16 protein-coding genes and 1 pseudogene are annotated in these 19,960 nt (G+C 40.7%); all 17 read left to right on the top strand.

Annotated elements, in window-relative coordinates:
• Window positions 1-110: 110 nt before the first annotated feature.
• The 17 genes and pseudogenes from hpsB to H6G83_RS09585 all read left to right on the top strand — a co-directional run bounded on the left by hpsB (window position 111) and on the right by H6G83_RS09585 (window position 19,469).
• Window positions 111-767, top strand: coding sequence for a hormogonium polysaccharide secretion pseudopilin HpsB (gene hpsB / locus H6G83_RS09665; protein ID WP_190470539.1), 657 nt, complete (start codon window positions 111-113; stop codon window positions 765-767).
• A gap of 61 nt (window positions 768-828) precedes the next feature.
• Complete coding sequence (gene hpsC / locus H6G83_RS09660; protein ID WP_190470536.1) at window positions 829-1,809, top strand: hormogonium polysaccharide secretion pseudopilin HpsC; 981 nt, start codon at window positions 829-831, stop codon at window positions 1,807-1,809.
• Window positions 1,810-1,844: 35 nt separating this feature from the next.
• Window positions 1,845-2,507: a pilus assembly FimT family protein gene (locus H6G83_RS09655; RefSeq protein ID WP_190470533.1), complete on the top strand. Its 663-nt coding sequence runs from the start codon at window positions 1,845-1,847 to the stop codon at window positions 2,505-2,507.
• A gap of 261 nt (window positions 2,508-2,768) precedes the next feature.
• Complete coding sequence (hpsE, locus tag H6G83_RS09650; RefSeq protein ID WP_190470530.1) at window positions 2,769-3,737, top strand: hormogonium polysaccharide biosynthesis glycosyltransferase HpsE; 969 nt, start codon at window positions 2,769-2,771, stop codon at window positions 3,735-3,737.
• A gap of 6 nt (window positions 3,738-3,743) precedes the next feature.
• Complete coding sequence (hpsE, locus tag H6G83_RS09645) at window positions 3,744-4,766, top strand: hormogonium polysaccharide biosynthesis glycosyltransferase HpsE (protein WP_190470528.1); 1,023 nt, start codon at window positions 3,744-3,746, stop codon at window positions 4,764-4,766.
• Window positions 4,759-5,736, top strand: a complete 978-nt coding sequence (locus tag H6G83_RS09640) for a glycosyltransferase (protein WP_190470525.1) — start codon at window positions 4,759-4,761, stop codon at window positions 5,734-5,736. Before hpsE (H6G83_RS09645) ends, H6G83_RS09640 begins: the two co-directional genes overlap by 8 nt.
• A 25-nt stretch (window positions 5,737-5,761) precedes the next feature.
• Complete coding sequence (locus H6G83_RS09635; RefSeq protein WP_190470522.1) at window positions 5,762-6,328, top strand: pilus assembly FimT family protein; 567 nt, start codon at window positions 5,762-5,764, stop codon at window positions 6,326-6,328.
• 527 nt (window positions 6,329-6,855) lie between these two features.
• Window positions 6,856-7,506: a TIGR04282 family arsenosugar biosynthesis glycosyltransferase gene (locus H6G83_RS09630; protein ID WP_190470520.1), complete on the top strand. Its 651-nt coding sequence runs from the start codon at window positions 6,856-6,858 to the stop codon at window positions 7,504-7,506.
• A gap of 356 nt (window positions 7,507-7,862) precedes the next feature.
• On the top strand, window positions 7,863-8,705 hold the full coding sequence (hpsJ-B, locus tag H6G83_RS09625; RefSeq protein ID WP_190470518.1) for a hormogonium polysaccharide biosynthesis protein HpsJ: 843 nt from the start codon (window positions 7,863-7,865) through the stop codon (window positions 8,703-8,705).
• 323 nt (window positions 8,706-9,028) lie between these two features.
• Window positions 9,029-9,916 carry a glycosyltransferase family 2 protein gene (locus H6G83_RS09620; RefSeq protein ID WP_190470516.1) on the top strand — a complete coding sequence of 296 codons (888 nt, stop codon included), beginning with the start codon at window positions 9,029-9,031 and terminating at the stop codon, window positions 9,914-9,916.
• A 422-nt stretch (window positions 9,917-10,338) separates the two neighbouring features.
• Entirely contained in the window at window positions 10,339-11,061 is a 723-nt protein-coding gene (locus tag H6G83_RS09615; RefSeq protein WP_190470513.1) for a DUF502 domain-containing protein, read from the top strand.
• Window positions 11,062-11,275: 214 nt separating this feature from the next.
• Complete coding sequence (nusB, locus tag H6G83_RS09610; RefSeq protein ID WP_190470510.1) at window positions 11,276-11,911, top strand: transcription antitermination factor NusB; 636 nt, start codon at window positions 11,276-11,278, stop codon at window positions 11,909-11,911.
• 358 nt (window positions 11,912-12,269) lie between these two features.
• Window positions 12,270-13,587: pseudogene (locus H6G83_RS09605) on the top strand (RNA-guided endonuclease InsQ/TnpB family protein).
• 65 nt (window positions 13,588-13,652) lie between these two features.
• Complete coding sequence (ftsY, locus tag H6G83_RS09600; protein ID WP_190470508.1) at window positions 13,653-15,260, top strand: signal recognition particle-docking protein FtsY; 1,608 nt, start codon at window positions 13,653-13,655, stop codon at window positions 15,258-15,260.
• A gap of 682 nt (window positions 15,261-15,942) precedes the next feature.
• Entirely contained in the window at window positions 15,943-17,328 is a 1,386-nt protein-coding gene (locus H6G83_RS09595) for a PP2C family protein-serine/threonine phosphatase (protein WP_190470503.1), read from the top strand.
• 165 nt (window positions 17,329-17,493) lie between these two features.
• On the top strand, window positions 17,494-18,396 hold the full coding sequence (locus tag H6G83_RS09590) for a cell division protein FtsX (RefSeq protein WP_190470501.1): 903 nt from the start codon (window positions 17,494-17,496) through the stop codon (window positions 18,394-18,396).
• Between the two features lie 257 nt (window positions 18,397-18,653).
• A complete protein-coding gene (locus H6G83_RS09585; protein WP_190470498.1) occupies window positions 18,654-19,469 on the top strand; it encodes a DUF3598 family protein in 816 nt (271 codons plus the stop codon).
• The last annotated feature ends 491 nt before the right edge of the window (window positions 19,470-19,960 follow it).

The following is a 19,960-nucleotide window of genomic DNA, read 5'->3' as shown; positions in this document are numbered from 1 at the left end:
TAAACAGTTTATTTAATTACTAACTAAAAATATTGATGTCTTTTACCAATAGCAAAAATATCAGCTACTTTAATTGCAACCTTTCTCTCAATATTTTTACTAAATCAACTATGAAAACACATAAATTAGCTAAGTTATTTACTCAGTCAAATGAATCAGGTTTTAGTATTGTTGAGTCTTTAGTGGCAATAATTATAGCCTCTATTTTGCTAACCGCAATTGCACCTGTATTAGTGATATCTGCTGCGACTCGTGTACAAGCTAGGCGCACAGAATTAGCAGCTCAAGCTGCAAGAACTTATGTAGATGGTTTACAAACAGGGACAATAAGCCCTATCCCAGCATCTACAACTACAAGCATACATCAATTTGATGTACCCACCACTGGAAGCCTAACTTGTAGCACTAATAATGCTTACTGTGCCGTACCTGCAACACCTGCTAATAGTTTGTATTGTATCGATGGTAGTGGTGATGGTGCTTGTACCATTAATAATAGTCAAGACTTTGTAGTTCAAGCATTCCGTAAAGAGGCGACAGGGCTAACTAATAGCAATAGTTATCAGTTAGGAATTAGAGTTTATAGGGCAGATGCTTTTCAAGGTAATGATGCTTTAAAAAGAAATTCACCTAATAAAGTCACTGCAACAACTTATACTGGCGGACTAGGCGATCGCAAAGCACCATTATTTGAAATGACCACAGAAATTAATCCCACTCAACCTTCATTTAAAGATTTATGTAGTCGCCTTGGTGGTTGTCAGTAATAATAATTTATTTAAAACAGGCTTTATTTATCCCTCTACTTAATTAAGAAAAGACAGCACAATGAATATACTAACTTGGCTTTTAACTATACAAATAAAGCTTTATCGGCATTATAGAGAAAATCGTGGATTTACCTTGATTGAACTTTTAGTAGCTTTGCTTTTAGCATTCTTAGTAATTGCCCCATTAATGGGTTTAATGATTAGCCTTTTAGATAGCGATCGTAAAGAACAAGCTAAAGCTAATTCTGAACAGGAAATTCAAGCAGCGATGGATTATATAAACCGGGATTTGCAACAAGCTATATACATCTATGACGCTACAGGAGTTGATGCCATCAAAGGTCAATTACCTACAATTACAAATGGCAACCCAGTATTAATATTTTGGAAGAGAGAACTGTTAAGAAATTCATCACCTACTAGCTATACCCAATCAGGCACTACAGTTTCTTTCTCTGATGATGCTTTTGTCAATTCCTTAGTTGCATACTATTTAATACGAGATAATCAAACCCCTTGGTCTAGGGCTGCACGTATTGCTAGATTTCAAATTCAAGATGGTGTTCCTAATAAAAATGGTAGTACTTGTAGCACCGCGTATGATACAACTACTAAGTTTAGTAGATGTCCACATGATGGTTTTCAACCAGTTAATCTATTACAGAAAGATAAAACATTGGCTCAAAAAATGAATAGTTGGACGAAAACATCTCAAGCCTATACACAACAAACTACTGTTTTAGTTGATTTTATTGACCATACACAGACAACAGCATCTAGCCAATCGCCACCAGCAGCAAGCTGTCCGACGAGTGATTTTACAGTAGTACCATCAGGCACAACTTATACAGGATTTTATGCTTGTGTTGATTCACTCACTGTAGACAACCGCAGTGTTGTAGAAGTTTATTTACGTGGTAATGCACTGGCTAGACTTTCAGATAATGCAAATAGAATCAGCTACAACCGTCAACAATTAGCTTTCTTCCCCACAGCAAGAACTCGTATAGAAGGACGCAGTTTTATATTCAGTAAATAGATTTCACTATATAGCTATGACAAGGATAGATAAGCATGAAAACTATCAATTTTGATAGAGTATTTATTCAAAAATTAATAAATGAGAATTTACCAAGAGTAAGCGCTATAAAATCCAGAGAAAATAATAATAGCGGATTTACTTTAGTAGAAATCATAACGGTGGTTCTCATAATCGGAGTTTTAGCCGTAATATTAGCGCCTAACTGGCTTAGTTTTGTAAATAGGCAGAGAGTTGGTAAGGCTAATGACGCTGTTTTAGCCGCCATACAAGAAGCACAGCGACAAGCTAAACAAAAAAAACTTAGTTACAGCGTCAGTTTTAGAACAGAGAACAATATTCCGCAGTTTGCAGTTTATCCAGGTACAACGCCCACTAATTGGCGCAACTTAACTGAAGATTTGGACATTCGACCAGGGCAAATTGCACTTGGCACAAACTTGAGTAACGTGAATACCGCTAGGACTTCTGTTAATTATAGAGAAAGTTTTAATACTAGCGCTCCACAAACAATTACCTTCGACTACATGGGGGTTTTAGCACCAAAGACCAATAATACTCGTGCTGATACCGGCTTAAGGGTGGTTATAGCCGTCCCTCAGTCAAATAATATTACTAATGGAAGCATGAAAAGATGTGTAATGATAGAAACATTAATCGGGGCTATACGAACTGCAAGAGATACAGATTGCAATTAAATATATCTAATTAGCTACAAAGTGATGAACCTATGGTAAGTAATTAGAAACTAGGAAAACTTAGTTTCCTCAAAAAGACTGAAGCTTTTATTGTAAAAGTTTAATAATTTTATAACAAGTTACTTTTTTCAGTTAAAATATTGTCATTAAATATTTACTAGTAATCAGTTTCGATTCAACCTCAGATAAACAATGTTAAGTATTTAATGTACTTCTCATACCCACAAAAAATAATTAAATCTAATTACAAACTGAAGAAAAATGACTGCAAGGATTGATTTTACCATAGTTATACCAACTTACAACGGTGCAAAGCGTTTACCTGAACTTCTAGACAGATTACGCAATCAAGTCAACACCGAAAATATTTCCTGGGAAATTATTGTCGTTGACAATAAAAGTACCGATAACACAGCCCAAATAGTGCAACAGTACCAAGAAAACTGGCAATGCGCTTACCCTTTAAAATACTGCTTTGAATCTAAACAAGGCGCAGCTTACGCCAGAAAAACGGGTGTTGAAGTTGCTTCAGGTGAATTGATAGGTTTTTTAGATGATGATAACTACCCCATACCCACTTGGGTAGCAGCAGCATATGCTTTCGCTCAGAAATATCCCCAAGCTGGTGCATACGGTAGCCAAATACATCCTGACTGGGAAGTGGAACCGCCAGAAAATTTTCACCGCATCAGTCCCTTTCTAGCAATTACAGAACGCGGAAATAAACCTCTGTTTTATGCTCCGACAAAAAAACTCCTTCCCCCTTCTGCTGGACTAGTTGTCCGTCGCGAAGCTTGGTTAAAAAGCGTTCCAGACCAGCCCATACTCACAGGTCGAGTTACTGGTAATATGCTCACTGGTGAGGATTTGGAAATGTTGTGTCACATCCAAAAGTCCGGCTGGGAGGTTTGGTATAACCCAGAAATGGAAATTTATCATAAAATCCCAGGTGCTAGATTGAAAAGAGAGTATCTAATTCCCTTTTTTAGAGGTATTGGGTTGAGTCGCTATATTACTAGAATGACGAATGTGCAACCACATTACAAACCCTTTGTATTTGTTGCTTATGTGATAAATGACCTGAAGAAAATATTCTTACAATTACTTAAGTATGGAACAAAAATTAGAACTGATTTAGTGGTTGCTTGCGAAACAGAACTCTTGTTCAGCAGCTTAATCAGTCCTTTTTATCTTTGGAAAAATGGATACTTGAATAAAACTGGTAGGTAAATAATGATGGTGAATTTATCTGTTTCACAAGAAATAAAAGATATAGGCGAAACAATCGATTTTACTGTCGCTATTCCTACATACAATGGTGCAGAAAGAATACCACAAGTTTTGGATAGGCTTTTGGCGCAAACTGGTATAGAACATCTACGCTGGGAAGTGATTGTTATCGATAATAATAGCAGCGATCGCACACCTGAAGTAGTGAAAGATTACCAAACAAAATTTACTCAATGTGAGTTAAAATACTGTTTGGAAAAACAACAGGGCTTAACCTTTGCCAGAATCAGAGCTATCAACGAAGCTAAAGGTAAATTCATCGCCTTTTTAGATGATGACAACTTAGCAGAAACTGACTGGATTTTACAATCTTATAATTTTGGGGAAAAATATCCCCTCGCAGGTGCATGGAGTGGTCAAATACATGGTGATTTTGAAGTAAAACCACCAGATAATTTTTCCCAAATCCAACCTTTTTTAGCCATTCGAGAACATGGGCAAAAAGCATATATATTTGATGCTGATAATTTAAAGCTACCACCAGGTGCAGGTCTTGTCATCCGTAAACAAGCTTGGTTAGAAAGCGTACCTCAGCAGTTAGTTTTTAAGGGCAGAATTGGCAACTTAATGGTTGCAGGAGAAGATACAGAAGTTCTCCTACATATATACAAATCAGGTTGGGAAATTTGGTATAACCCAAAAATGGAAATTTATCATAAAATTCCCCACTGGCGGCTAGAGAGAAATTACTTACTCAAAATTGCGCGTGGTTGTGGCTTATGTATTTTTCAACTTAGGTTAATTAATGCTAAAAGATGGCAATTACCTATAATTCTACTGAAAACAGTTTTAGGAAATATGCGGAGAATCTTCCACCATATCATTAAGTATAGAAATAGTTTAAACAACGATATCATTGCGCTGGTTGAAGTTAATTTTTATTTGGGAAGTCTCATGAGTCCTTTCTACTCATTATTATTTTATTTCCATAATTTAACCAATAAAGATATGAAGATAAACCATGAATAATTCACCAGAAATTTCTGTAGTTATACCAGCCTATAATTGCGAAAAGACCATCAAAGAAACAATTAACTCAGTTTTACAACAGATATTTGCTAATTTTGAGTTAATTATCATTAATGATGGCTCACAAGATGCAACCTTAGATGTTATTAGTAAAATTCCAGATACAAGGCTGAAAGTATTTTCCTATGAGAATGCTGGCGGTAATGTTAGCCGAAATCGTGGTTTAAACCTTGCAGTAGGAAACTATGTCAGTTTTTTAGACGCTGATGATATTTGGACACCGGATAAACTAGAGTCTCAATTAGCAGCACTACAAAAAACCCCAGATGCTCATGTCGCCTATAGCTGGACTGATTATATTGATGAGGAAGGTAATTTTATAGTATCAGGTAGACGTGTATCTGTTAATGGAGATGTTTATGAAAAGTTATTAGTAAATAATTTTTTGGAAAATGGTTCTAATCCTTTAATTTGTAGAGAAGCAATAATCGAGTTGGGTGGTTTTGATGAAGCCCTCAAAGCTGCTCAAGATTGGGATATGTGGTTAAGATTAGCTGCTAAATATTCGTTTGTAGCTGTACCCAAAGTACAAATTTTATATCGAGTAAGTTCTAAGTCATTATCTGCAAACTTAACGAGACAAGAAAAATATTGTTTACAAGTTCTGGAAAATTTATCTCAGCTTAGACCACCAAATAGTAAAAGTACTTTAAGTTCAAGCAAGGCAAATATATATAAATATTTAACCTGTAAAGCTTTACAAGAGCCTTTAAGTAAACCAAAAGGCATTATAGCATTAAAATTTTTATGTAAATATTTTATCAATGATAACCATAGATTGAATCAGACAAATTTCCTCATAAAATTATTATTAAAAATTCTTGCGATTCTGATATTACCTACTTCTATATATACTAACATCCTATCTAAAATAAAAGCTGAAAACCCCAAAAAGAGTTTTCAACAATAGTAGATAGTAGGATCTGAATCTCAAAATGCCTCGACAGGTGCATCTTTTATGTTTTATTGATAAGAAATCTTGTCAAAATATTCGGGTTGTGGATGGCTTCACATTACCAGAATTTTTGGTAAGCGTTTTAGTTATTGGTGTAGTAGCAACTTTAGCCCTACCTAACTGGTTAGCTTTTGTAGATACTCAACGCCTTAATCAGGCGCAAAGCCAAGTTTATAATGCTATTAGACAAGCCCAAAGCCAAGCTAGTAAGGAAAAATTGACTTGGCAAGCTAGCTTTCGGGAACAGAATGGTGTGGTTCAATGGGCGGTTCATCCGGCTACAGTTAGCCCCACTGTTGCTAATTGGAATAATCTTGATTCTCGCGTACATCTTGATGCAGAAACAACTTTACCCGAATCAAACGGTGTGAGTCGAGTTCGATTTGGCTATCAAGGAGATTTGGAACAACTGCCTTGCAGGATTACATTATCTAGCAAGTCTCGCAGCAGAATTAAGCGTTGCGTCTTTGTTTCCACCATTTTAGGAGCAATGCGGACAGCAAAGGAGCGTACCAGAGCTGATGATAGTGGTCGCTATTGCTATTAAAATATAGTTGATTTGGTGGGTAATTTATATGGAAAAGCGCACCGTCAGACCTAACCCCCCAGCCCCCTTCCCTTGTAGGGAAGGGCTGGGTGCTTTCATACAGAAAAAGAAAAATTTATAAGTTCTGATTTCTGGTGTTGTAGCAGAGATTTTGCCCTCTCTCCAAACCTCTCACGCCAGTTTGCTCAAGTCGGGAAACCCGCCCACGCAACTGGCTCCCCCACGGGGGGAGAGGCTTTGAAAGAGACGAGTTTTTTCTCTGATTGTATGAAACCACCCTGCCTTCCCTACAAGGGAAGGAGGACTTATATCTTGCACCATTAGTTTATTGCGAAAATCGAAGCCTGAAACCCCTATGATTTCGTAGGGTGGGCATTGCCCACCACCTGCTTATTGAGAAGGTGCAAGATATCAGAGGAGAAATCAAAGCCTCTCTCCTAAAAGGAGAGAGGTTTGGAGAGAGGTCTTCCACATCCCGTGAAAAGTCAGAAGTATCTAAACAGACGTAAAATTAAACAAGGTATCATGTGCTGCAATCATTAAAAATTCTTCAACAGCACCTAATCATTTTTACCCGCTATCCAGAACCAGGAAAGACGAAGACTAGATTGATACCAGCTTTGGGTACTGTTGGTGCTGCGAACCTGCAACGGCAAATGACTCAATACACAATATCTCAAGTCAAAGAACTGCAAAAGGTAATTGAGGTATCTTCCCAAGTGCGGTTTGCAGGTGGTGATTTGCAACTCATGCAAGACTGGCTGGGTGCAGATTTAGTTTACCAGCCTCAAGGCGATGGAGATTTGGGTTTACGGATGAGGCGATCGCTGTATGATAGCTTTCAAGGTCACGCAGAAAAAGTAGTGATTATCGGCACTGACTGCCCTGGATTGAATTCGCAAATTCTTACTCAAGCTTTTGAAGCAACACATACGGTTGATTTAGTACTAGGCCCAGCCATTGATGGGGGTTATTATTTAATCGGGTTGCGTCGCTTCATCCCAGAATTATTCATCAACATCAACTGGGGAAGTTCGCAAGTATTACACCAAACTGTGGAGATTGCCAACCAACTCAACCTCTCATATCATAATTTACCACAGTTAGCTGATGTTGACAGACCAGAAGATTTACCCATTTGGCAGCAAGTTTGGGAAACAGAAGTTAAGATGAAGTAGCAAATTTAAACTTTAGTCATCTGGTTTGATTTCTGAATTAATTTGCGTAGGTAGAGAAGAGGGAAAAGTGAAGCAGGAATAGATATGCACTGAATTTTATTCAAAAATCAAATGGGAGTCCTATGGATTACCTGTGTATTATATAACACTAAAATATTGCTGGAATATTTAGAGCCGCAATGCTAACGCAGTGTAGCTTGAAACTCAAGAACAAAAAATTTGTCATATAACAGCATTGCAATTGATCTCCAAAATATGGGTAGATTCATATAACAACTAGCGCTAGGGTAAAAATATTCAAGTAGCTTTAGATAGAATCATCACTCAATCTGAATCCTGTAGACATTTGAAAAACTATGGTTAATCGCTTTGCTTCTGTAAATGCCTCGCTGATCCTCAAAGTTGTGGGGATAGTCTTAATTGTTTCGTTCTTAATAGATTTCTTAATTTTGTTGTTGCCGTTTCAACCTACAGATAGGGGATGGCAAATTAACGTAGCAACAGCATTAGTTGACCGAGGTATTGTGCCTTTGGTAGGTTTGGGGGCATTATTCACTAGTTATTGGATAGACGGTGCTAATGATGGGACTGCCAAAGGTTTTGATTTAAGGTTGCCAGTTCTGATACTTTCCAGCATTTTGGGATTGATATTCTTGCTGATTTTCCCATTACATCTCAACAACGTCAGACAAGCTAGTACTCAAACAGTTAACCAAATCACTCAAGACGCAGAACAGGCAGAAAACCAACTCAAAAATCAGTTAGCACAATTCCAAGCCCAAGCCAACACTGAGCAAGGAAAGGCTCAATTAGAGCAGTTACGCACCCAAGCTAAAGCTCAATTCAGTGAACTGCTCAAAGATGACCAAAGATATCAACAAGCGTTAAGTAACCCTCGACTTCCAGCACAACAGAAAGAATTACTCAAGAAATTTAAAGCTAATCCTCAAGAATTGGATCAGTTTATCGCCCAGCAAACAGATCCTCAAGGACTCGCTACTCAAAGATTAACCCAAATCCGTCAGCGTAGAGACGACGCAATCAGACAAGCTAGAGACAATTCTTGGAAATCAGGACTGCGAATTGGTATCAGCAGCTTAATATTGTCCATCGGCTACATCATTATCGGCTGGTCAGGACTCAGAAGTATAGGCGCTCTCCAAGGCGGTGGACGCAAAAATAAAGCACCAGCACGTTAACTTATTGACTCATCAGGCTAGAGGGGCGAGAGGCTAATTTTTGCCACAGCACTCTTAGCCCTCAGTCGGAGATGGGGGAGTGGGGGGAGATGAGGGAGATGAGGGAGATGAGGGAGTAACCCACCCCTAACCCCTCTCAGGAGGGGAATAGGGAGATGAGGGAGATGAGGGAGAACAACTATGCACTGTTGTACGGGCGGGTTTAACAGACATATTTGTTTTCTCCATGAATTTCGGGGTAAACCCGTCCCTACTGACCAATGACCAATGACTAATGACTATTGACTAATGACTAATTAAAAAAATTACTATAAGACTTGGCAATGTTCTCGATTTACATATTGACTTATAACGAAGAATTAGATATTTCAGCTTGTATAGAATCAGCGATGTTATCGGACGATATCATTGTTGTAGACTCATGTAGTAGCGATCGCACTGTGGAAATTGCCAGTCGCTATCCCGTCCGCGTTGTGCAGCACGCCTTTGAAAGCCACGGTCGCCAACGCACTTGGATGCTGGAGTCCCTCCCACCCAAACACGAATGGGTGTACATTCTCGAAGCTGATGAACGGATGACACCAGAATTGTTTGCTGAGTGCGAACAAGCAATTAAAAGTTCCGAATACATCGGTTACTACGTTGCCGAACGTGTTATATTTATGAATCGCTGGATTCGTTACAGCACTCAATATCCCCGTTATCAAATGCGCCTTTTCCGTCACGGGAAGGTGTGGTTCACTGACTACGGACATACGGAACGAGAAGTATGTGAAGGTGCTACCAGCTTTTTAAAAGAAACCTATCCTCACTACACTTGCAGTAAAGGTCTGAGCCGTTGGATAGAAAAGCACAACCGTTATTCTACTGATGAAGCCAAAGAAACTTTATACCAATTATCAAACGGTAAGATTGAGTGGCGTGATTTATTCTTTGGTAAATCGGAAGTTGCTAGACGACGTGCTTTAAAAGACTTGTCTTTAAGACTACCCGCTAGACCTGTGTTGCGTTTTTTGTATATGTACTTCCTTTTAGGCGGATGTCTAGATGGACGTGCGGGATTAGCATGGTGTACATTACAGGCTTTTTATGAATACCTGATTTTGTTGAAAGCCTGGGAAATGAAATATTTACCTACCCCTAGTTTAGACGCACCAGTGGGTGTGAGCAAAGACAGCAACCAGAAAGAGGGGCTAGGAGCTAGAGACTAGGGGTTACTGATTTATTCTGACCAATTCTTAACCTCACCAACCATAAGTTAAAATTTGTAACATTTTATTTTCATAAAAGCATTCCCGTTCAGTCATTGTAGGTTAACAGCGTCTCGTTATCATCAATGTACTGGACTTATTTTTATAGGCATAGCAGCTTTTAACAGAAAGCGGTAGGATTGTAATTACTAAGGATTTGCAACCATAATTTACAATTTGTACAAAGAAAAGTAACGTCTTCACAGACAAACTAGCTTTTGTTTTATTTGGAATGTGCCTGTATAGACTGTGGTAGGGAAAACCTATTGCCAGCTAAATGCTTGATAATTTCCTAGCTACAGTTCTAATACTTAGTATTTGGGCTAAAAATTGCAGTAGCAAATATTGCAACAAAACCTGGGCTATTAGACAAATTTACTGGAATGAGTACCGATAACGAAAGTTCCACTATCCTAAAAAAAGAGAATAGAGGCTTGGGAATAGACCGCTTAAAGCAGGACTTAAAAAACGACCTGATTGCTGGCTTGTTAGTAGTAATTCCCCTAGCAACCACCATCTGGTTAACGATTACCATTGCTAATTGGGTAATTAATTTTCTCACTCAAATTCCTAAACAACTAAACCCCTTTGATGGGCTACATCCCATCTTAGTAAATGTACTGAACTTGGCAGTGGGTCTAGCTGTACCACTACTGAGTATTTTAGTGATTGGGTTGATGGCGAGGAATATTGCTGGACGCTGGTTGTTAGACTTTGGGGAACGATTATTACAGGCGATACCCTTGGCTGGGCAGGTATATAAAACCCTGAAGCAGCTGTTAGAAACACTACTTAAAGATTCCAATGGTAGGTTTCGCAGGGTGATATTGGTAGAATATCCCCGTCGAGGAGTGTGGGCGATCGCCTTCGTGACAGGTGTGATGAGCAGTGAAATTCAGTCTCAAATGTCTCGTCCAATGTTGAGTGTATTTATTCCTACCACACCAAACCCGACTACAGGCTGGTACGCCGTAGTTCCAGAAGACGAGGTAGTTAACCTTTCCATGTCCGTAGAAGATGCCTTCAAAGTTATAGTTTCCGGCGGAATTGTAGCACCAAATACCCCCTTACCGCCCCTAGAGCTAGCCCAGAAAGGGCGGGGATGAGGGGGATGAGGGAGTAGGGGGAGCAGGGGGAGCAGAGGAGCAGAGGAGATAGTCTTTTCCCTTTCCCCTTTCCTCTTTCCCCCTTTCCCCTTTCCCCTTTCCTAAAAAAATCCGGTAAATTCACACCTATTACAGATAAGATGGTTGTCTGGCTTTGTCAGAATTGATTAATTTGTCACCCAGAAATTAAATTACTACTGAAATATTTACTTTTATGCAAGACCGTAAACCCCAGCAAATCGCGCGTGAACTGGCTCTTTTAAGCTTGAGCCAGTTACCATTAAACCCTAAAAAATTAACAGAGGAACACCTGCCTAAGTTAGTACTAGCCACAGTACGCACCTTGAGAGCAGAAGTACAGGATACTTTAGATAATGCGGCGGCGGAATTGCAACGGAGTAACGATCGCCTGTTAACCAGTCAAACCAGGGCTGCAGATTTGAATACAGCTCGGACTATGCTGCAAGAAGCGATCGCCTATACACAAACAGCCATCAATCAGCTAGGCGCAGCCGTGGAATTTCCCGAACTAATTCAGCTAGCAAATCAGGACAAGGAAGTTGGTAGATATGCTATCAAACTTGTCAAAGTCGTCAGCGAAGAACGCACCGTGATTGATGAGCAAATCACCGCCGCGTTAGTAGATTGGCAAGTTACCCGCCTAGCCCAAATCGACCGTGATATTCTCCGCATCGCCGTAGCAGAAATGATGTTCTTCAATCTACCCGATAGCGTCGCCATCAACGAAGCTGTAGAGTTAGCTAAACGCTACAGTGGCGATGAAGGTCATCGCTTCATTAACGGTGTATTGCGCCGAGTCAGCGAACAGAAAAAAGCATTGAGTGTTTAGTCAGTGCTGAGTCGTGAGTTGTGAGTGTTGAGTTGTGAGTGCTGAGTTTCAGTAATATTTTTTCCCAATCCCCAGTCCCCAACCCCCAATCCTGACAGGTGAGGAAAACCGGGAAGTTTTCACACTAGGTAGAGGTCAAAAGTTAAATTAACTATTACGCCCTCGTCCCCCACGCTCATTTGGTACTCCGCGCTCAGTGGCGGGATATAAGGTGGTTGATAAGGATTGCATATAATATTTGTCTTTGCTGTGCAAAGACAAATATTATATGTATGACGAATCAACAATTATTTTCTTTTGGTTGCTTACCACGAATTATATATCATGTGAAAATAGATATATAAGGAGGTGATGTTGAGTGTTGCACAAGGTTGTACAAGTTCGTTTATACCCATCAATTGAGCAGCAAATTCAGTTAGCTCAAGCTTTTGGTTGCTCTCGTTGGTGGTGGAATTACGCTCTAAATAAGTCAATTGAGACTTATAAGGAAACGGGTAAAGGACTTACACGCGCAGCACTCAACGCACTACTTCCTGATCTCAAAAAAGCAGAAGATACTTGTTGGTTAGCTGACTGTTATAGCCAAGTTTTGCAAGCCACAACGCTCAACCTAACTACTGCATATAAGAACTTTTTTGAGAAACGTGCTGGCTTTCCTAAGTTCAAATCCAAGCATGGTAAGCAGTCAATTCAATACCCTCAAAACGTCAAGATTGTGGATGGTAATGTAAAACTCCCAGGCAATATTGGGATCATCAAAGCCAAAATACATAGACCGATTGAAGGAAAAATAAAGACTGTCACTGTTAGCAAAACGCCATCAGGAAAATACTTGGCATCTATCCTGACTGAAGTAGAGGAGCAGCGCGGTCTTCTCTACGAGACGCTACGCGAAGGGCTTTGCCCAAGTGGAGCGACTGCGGGGGAAAAGCCTGCTATTACGGAGGGGAAGATTTACGGTATTGATTTAGGGCTGAAACATTTCGCTGTTGTCTCTGACGGTGAAAAGATTTCTAAATACGATAATCCTAAACACATTGCCAAGCATGAGAAAAACCTCAAGCGTAAACAAAAGAAGTTAGCCCGTAAACAAAAGGGGAGTAATTCAAGAAATAGATATAGAAAAGTTGTTGCCAAAGTGTACGAGCGAGTTAGTAATTCGCGGCAAGATTTTCTACATAAACTTAGTTATAAGTTGGTCAGCGATAGCCAAGCTGTCATAGTAGAGAATCTTCACCTTCTAGGCATGGTACGCAATCACAAATTGGCGAAATCAATATCTGACACAGGATGGGGAACATTCACCAACTTTTTAGCCTACAAGCTAGAACGCAAGGGTGGAAAGTTGGTTGAGATTGATAGGTGGTTTCCCAGTTCTAAACTCTGCTCTCATTGTTTCTATCAAATTGCTGAGATGCCGTTAGATGTCCGTGAGTGGACTTGTCCTAGTTGTGGCACTCATCATGACAGAGATGGAAATGCAGCTATAAATATTAGAGCCGAAGGCATCAGAATGATCAAGGCGGAAGGTTCAGCCGTTTCTGCTGTAGGAGGGGAAGTAAGTCCTAAACTTGGGCGTTCGCGTAGCGTGCCGTTAGGCAAAGTCTAAGTTTGGGCATTCCCCCGTGATTACAGAAGCCGACACTGTACTTGGTACTCCCAGTCAGTGTGGGTAGTTCACACTCATAACTTAGGACTCATAACTCATAACTCTGTTAACAACTTATCACCGCTAGCTGCAATGGTTTTTAATTGGTTCCGTCGTCAACAAGACAATTCCGCGCCAACTCCCCCGGAGACACAAGAACAACAAACACCCCCAGTAACAGAATCTCAACCAGAGCCAGCCGCTACTGTACCAGACTCAACAACAGATTTGTTGGCGTTTGCAAAAGCTGCTTATAAAAACATTCAAGAAAAACAAAAATCTCAGGAAGTAGAATCTCAACCTGAATTAGCAGATTCTCAACCGCCAGCAGCAACAACTGAAGATGAAATAACCGCAACTGAACAGATAGAAAATATACCAGAATCAGTACAAGATAATACGGTCACTGAAGTAGAAGAAACTATTCAAAATCAAGAGGTAGAAGCAGTTACTCACCAAGCAGAAGAAGTAACAGCAATTACACCACAAGCTGGAGAAAGTGAACCAGAAACAGTAGAATCACTAGCAGTAGAAGCAACACCAGCACCTGCATTATCCTTCCTAGAACGAGCAGCCGCAGAACGAGAAGCTAGGCAAGAAAGACTCATAGCCAGCGCCATTGAACTACCACAACCGGAAGTAGTACAGCCAGCAGCTACTACACAGGAAGCAGCCCCAGAAATTGAGGGAATAACCTTTGATGAAGGTTTTGTTTGGTCAGCAGAAGTATTAGCGGCTCAAGGTAGACGAGCAGAAGATATATCTATTGAAGAAATTACTTGGCTGAAAAAGCTACGTCAAGGATTAGATAAAACCCGCCGCAATATCCTCAACCAACTTAAGGCAATTGTGGGACAGGGGCCTCTTAACCAAGCGGCTGTAGCGGAAATTGAATCTTTACTTCTGCAAGCCGATGTGGGTGTAGAAGCAACAGATCATATTATTAGTTCTCTCCAGAACAAACTAAGGGAAGAAGTCACTCCACCAGAACAAGCGATCGCCTACCTGAAACAAATCTTGCGGGATATGCTAGACTCACCCCTCAAGACATCCCACAAAGGCAGTTTTGCCCCAGAAAAAGACAGCTTAAATATTTGGTTAATTACAGGAGTCAATGGCGCAGGTAAAACTACCACCATCGGCAAAATCTCCCACCTAGCCCATAAATCAGGCTATCGCTGCTTAATCGGTGCAGCCGATACCTTCAGGGCGGCGGCTGTGGAACAGGTAAAAGTTTGGGGTCAAAGAAGTGGGGTAGAAGTAATCTCCAATCCCGGAAAGAATACAGACCCAGCCGCCGTGGTTTTTGATGCGATCGCCGCAGCTCAAGCAAGAAATACTGAATTATTACTCGTAGATACAGCCGGGCGATTGCAGAACAAAAAAAACTTAATGGATGAATTGAGTAAAATTCGCCGAATCATTGACAAAAAAGCTCCTGATGCCAAAATAGAATCACTTTTAGTATTAGACGCAACTCTAGGTCAAAATGGCTTGAGACAGGCGGAAATCTTCTCCCAAGCCGCTCAACTGAGTGGTGTAGTATTAACCAAGTTAGATGGCACAGCCAAAGGCGGTGTAGCCTTAGCAGTAGTGCAGCAACTCGGTTTACCCATCCGCTTTATTGGTGCAGGCGAAGGCATTGAAGACTTACGCCCCTTTTCCAGCTACGAGTTTGTCGAAGCTCTCTTGAGTGGTTGATAGGGGACAGGTGACAGGTGACAGGTGATAGGTGATAGGTGACAGGTGACAGGTGATAGGTGACAGTTGACAGTTGACAGGTGACAGGTGACAGTTGACAGTTGACAGTTGACAGGTGACAGGTGACAGGTGACAGGTGACAGGTGACAGTTGACAGTTGTTATTTTCCCCTTTCCCCCTTCCCCTTTCCCCTTTCCCCCTTTCCCCAGTCCCCAATCCCCAGTCCCCATTTTTGATGTTATTTGCTAAAATTTCACTCTAATGCTGTTTCGATAGCGACCTACGGAAGTTATCAAAGGCAGCATGAAGAATTTTGGCTAGTAATAGGAGTTGCCATAAAGCTATAAGAATCACCTGATAGATAGGACATCAATCAATTATCAAACTTTACTTTAAATGCTCGTCAAGCCTGTTGCTTGTTCACTGCCATACAGCTACTTACTTGATGCTAGGAATTTTAAGAAAATTTCATGTAGTATCAGTAGATTAAAGTACATGAATTAAATTCCTCTCTGGAGATAGAAATTTTTTGAGCAAATGTAATACTTATGTCAAATTAAGTCTTACGTCTTTCTACTCTTGCTAAAGGGTTAATCTTTAACTCAATATTGTTTAGCGATCGCTAATTAAAAATTTCTTCATTTTTGCTTTAACATTCACCTTTTCCAGTGCAATAAATTCAGTGCCTCAATTTCCTACCCCACCCACGGACAACAATAATAGTGCTACGACAGATGTCACACCAGTCGTAGCGCTCAAAGAACTCGTGGCACGATTGCATCGGGAACAGAACAAAATCCAAGACTTGCTAAGTTCTCTGGGATTTGCCCTCAGAAGCTTCAATAATTTGAATCAGTTTTTGGAACTGATTCCTTTGATGGCAACCAGAGTTACAGATGCCGATGGTAGCGCTCTGTTTCTCTACAAACCCAATGGTCAGGTGAGATTAGAGCAATTACACTGGCAAGATAGCCGCCAGCGCAAGAACATCCGCAAAGCCTTAGAAACAGCTAGCAGTCAAATCACACTTTTGCCCAACACCGCGCCTCTAGCCACCGCCACAGGAATGTTAGACGACCAGATGCACCGTCACCTGGGGCCGGATGTGCAAATCTTTGGTACGGCAATTTTGGTGAAGCATACAGAACGGGGTTGGCTGTATGTATTAAGCCGCGATCCTGAATATACCTGGACAGAAACTCGACAAAAGTTAGTACGGTTAATAGCAGACCAAACCGCAGTCGCCATTGAAAACGACGAACTAGCCGTAGAACTGAAGAAAAAAGAACGTTTAGACCAAGAACTAGAAATTGGTGCGGAGATTCAAAGACGACTACTGCCGCGTCAATGCCCTTATATTCCTGGGGCTAGCGTAGCGGCACGCTGTAGACCTGCCAATCGTGTCGGTGGAGATTATTATGATTTTATTCCCACCAGCCATAATCAAATCTATCCCCATAACGGAGTCCGTCAAGATTCTGGTCGTTGGGGTTTAGTAATTGGCGATGTCATGGGTAAAGGTGTGCCGGCAGGGTTAATTATGACCATGATGCGAGGGATGCTGAGGGGAGAAGTGTTACACGGTAACTCGCCAGCCGGGATTTTGCAAAACCTCAACCGCGTCATGTATGCGGACTTAGAAAATTCTCACCGCTTCATCACGTTATTTTACTCAGAATATAATCCGCACAAACGAATTTTGTCTTACAGCAATGCAGCCCATAATCCCCCTTTGTGGTGGCACGCAGCCACAAAAAGTATCACCCGTTTGGATACCTTGGGGATGTTAATTGGCTTAGATGCTAATAGTCAGTATGAAGATGCTCAAGTACAGTTGGAACCTGGGGATACAGTAGTTTATTATACAGATGGATTGACCGATGCGGCGGCGGCAAGTGGCGATCGCTTCGATGAAGAGAACTTTGTGACAGCCTTTAGTACAGCTTGCCGATACTGTAACGGCCCAGAGGAAATAGTAGATTACCTATTCGACCAAGTTCAGCAATTCATCGGTGATGACAGACAAAATAATGATGATATGACATTAGTTGTCTTACAAATTGAATAATCTTGGAGTATAAAAGGGACTGGGGAATTAATCAGTTATCAGTTATCAGTTATCAGTTATCAGTTATCAGTTATCAGGTGAGTTCACTGTTAACTCATAACTGTTGACTGGCACAAGTACTCCCCACACTTCTCGATTGATATCACAGAATTATTAGGGTGGGTTGTGTTGAAATTTCTCACGAAGCTTGACTATTTACTGAAAGAAACCTTCTTGGGTTTGTTGCGTGGCGGTTGGATGAATTGGGCGGCTGTCAGTACTGTTACAGTGCTACTATTTTTATTTGGCTTGAGTTTGCAAACCTCTTGGCAAGTAGAAAAACTCCTGAATCAGTATGGTAGTCAATTAGAAGTTTCCGTTTATCTTGATTCTGGCAGATCAGCGCCAACTATTGAACCATTTGTGGCACAAATGCCAGAGGTGGTAGGAATGGAGGTTATTACTAAAGAACAAGCTTGGACTAAGTTAGTTAAAGAATTAGGCATTTCCGATATTGAGGGGGCTACCCAACAGCTTGGGGAAAATCCTTTGGTTGATGAAATTAAAGTTAAAGCGCGTAACTCTCAGGCTGTGCCAGTTTTAGCGACTCAATTAGCTAAGTTACAGGGAGTTGATACGGTGCAGTATGTCGATGAAGCGGTTAAACGCATTGCCCAATTGCATCGGGGTCTAAATTGGGTGACTTTGACAATTACGATTATTTTAACTTTAACTGCGATCGCCGTGACCACAACCACGATTCGCTTAATTGTGCTGGCGCGTCGTCGGGAAATTGAAATTATGCAGTTAGTGGGAGCAACTTCAGTTTGGATATATCTCCCGTTTATATTGCAGGGAATAACTTTTGGTTTACTTGGCGGTGCGATCGCCTGGAGTTTCATTTCTCTCATCCAACAGTTTATCGGTAAGCTACTCGCCAATCAACCAGAGTTTATCCAATTTATTACCAATGGTTTACAACTCACCACCGCCCAAGTTTTACTATTACCTCTAATTCTTCTAGGCTTTGGCGCGACAGTAGGCTTAATGGGTAGTTTATTCGCAGTCCGGCGTTTTGCCAGAAGTTAGTAGTCATGACTTTAGTCCTTATTTTCAATCATGACTAAAGTCCTGACTACAAACCATGAAAACTGATCTGACTTTTCACGGGATCTAAAAGACCCCTCTCCAAACCTCTCCCCTAGAAGGAGAGAGGCTTTAATTGCTCCCCCTTCCCTTGAAGGGAAGGGGGCTGGGGGGTTAGGTAGGAGCGTTAACTTTTCCACATGACGTGAAAAGTCAGGAAAACTGATATGCTACTCAGCAATTAGCACTCATTAATCACTATGTCATCTCAATGGGAACGGTTATTACAAAATCTCGGTGAATGGCAAGGTTCATTCACCCAATTTTCACCCCAAGGTCAACTTTTAAATGACATTCCCACCGTTGTTTCTCTAGAAGGGTTAAATAACAATCAGACAGTCCGCCAGATTATTCGCCAAGAAGGTACGGAAAAGGTTTTAGAATATAGCTCTTTGGCGAAAAGTGTTTTATTTTTTGAAAATGGCGCTTTTTCTCAAGGTTCCATTCAGTTGGGGCCATTTTCGGAATTTGGTGCAGAACTGGGTTTAATTGCTGAAAATCGCCGCTTGCGTTTGGTGCAGTTATTTGATAAAAACGGTCATCTGAACCAACTTACTTTAATTCGTGAACATTTAGCAGGTACACAAGCACAAGAAAATCCACCTCTACAAGTGGACGATTTATTAGGAGAATGGCAAGGGGAAGCGACAACCATCTATCCTGATTGGCGATCGCCTGATACTATTTCTACAAACCTCAAATTACAACTTGATGATAGTGGTCGCTTAATTCAAAGTTTGAATTTTGCCGGACACACCATAGCCACAACCGCTACTATTAATGGCTCAATTATTCTCTTCGACCAAGACCCGCAAAAACAAGTACAAGTACTATTATTACCTAACGGTGCTTCTGCTACTTCTCCCCTCAAAGTGCAGGTACGTCAAAGCTTTATTTTAGAAGTGGGTTGGCTAATTAAACCAAACTTACGCCAACGCATGGTTCGTAGCTACAACGATAAAGGCGAATGGGTCAGCCTAACTTTAGTAACGGAACAACGAGTCAGTAGGGGATAGGTAACAGGTGACAGGTGACAGGTAAGAGGCTAAACAGCTTAGTGATATCATAGCTTGATAATCTTGATAACAAATATATTGTGAGGTCGTCCCCTGTTCCCTACTATATATTAGAGAATTTTTTCTCTTTTAACATAACAGAAAATAATATTAAAAAAAGGCATCTAAAAAAGATGCCTGTTATGCAGGAAAACCCATTTAGGGTTATCCCTACACCTTCCCAACAATCAGCAACAGTGGCTAATTACTGTTAGCCACACTCACAGTCACAAACTTGAATATATTCATATTAGTCACGACTAACTCTGGATGCCGCAGTGTAACCACTGAAAATTTATTTTAGATACATAGCAGGGGATAGGAAACAGGTGCATAAGCTGCCTGCTATCACTATTTTATGATTCCTTAAAGTCCTAACCTATGTTGCGGCTGCTAAAAATGAAGGTTTAGTTAAATATATTCATGGTAGTTTTTTGGTTAATTTTCATTAA

Source organism: Anabaena azotica FACHB-119 (assembly GCF_014697625.1).
In the GTDB taxonomy this organism is placed as follows: Bacteria; Cyanobacteriota; Cyanobacteriia; order Cyanobacteriales; family Nostocaceae; genus Trichormus; species Trichormus azoticus_A.
Note: the sequence above shows the minus strand (reverse complement) of the source record. Positions and strands in the feature narration are given on the sequence as shown.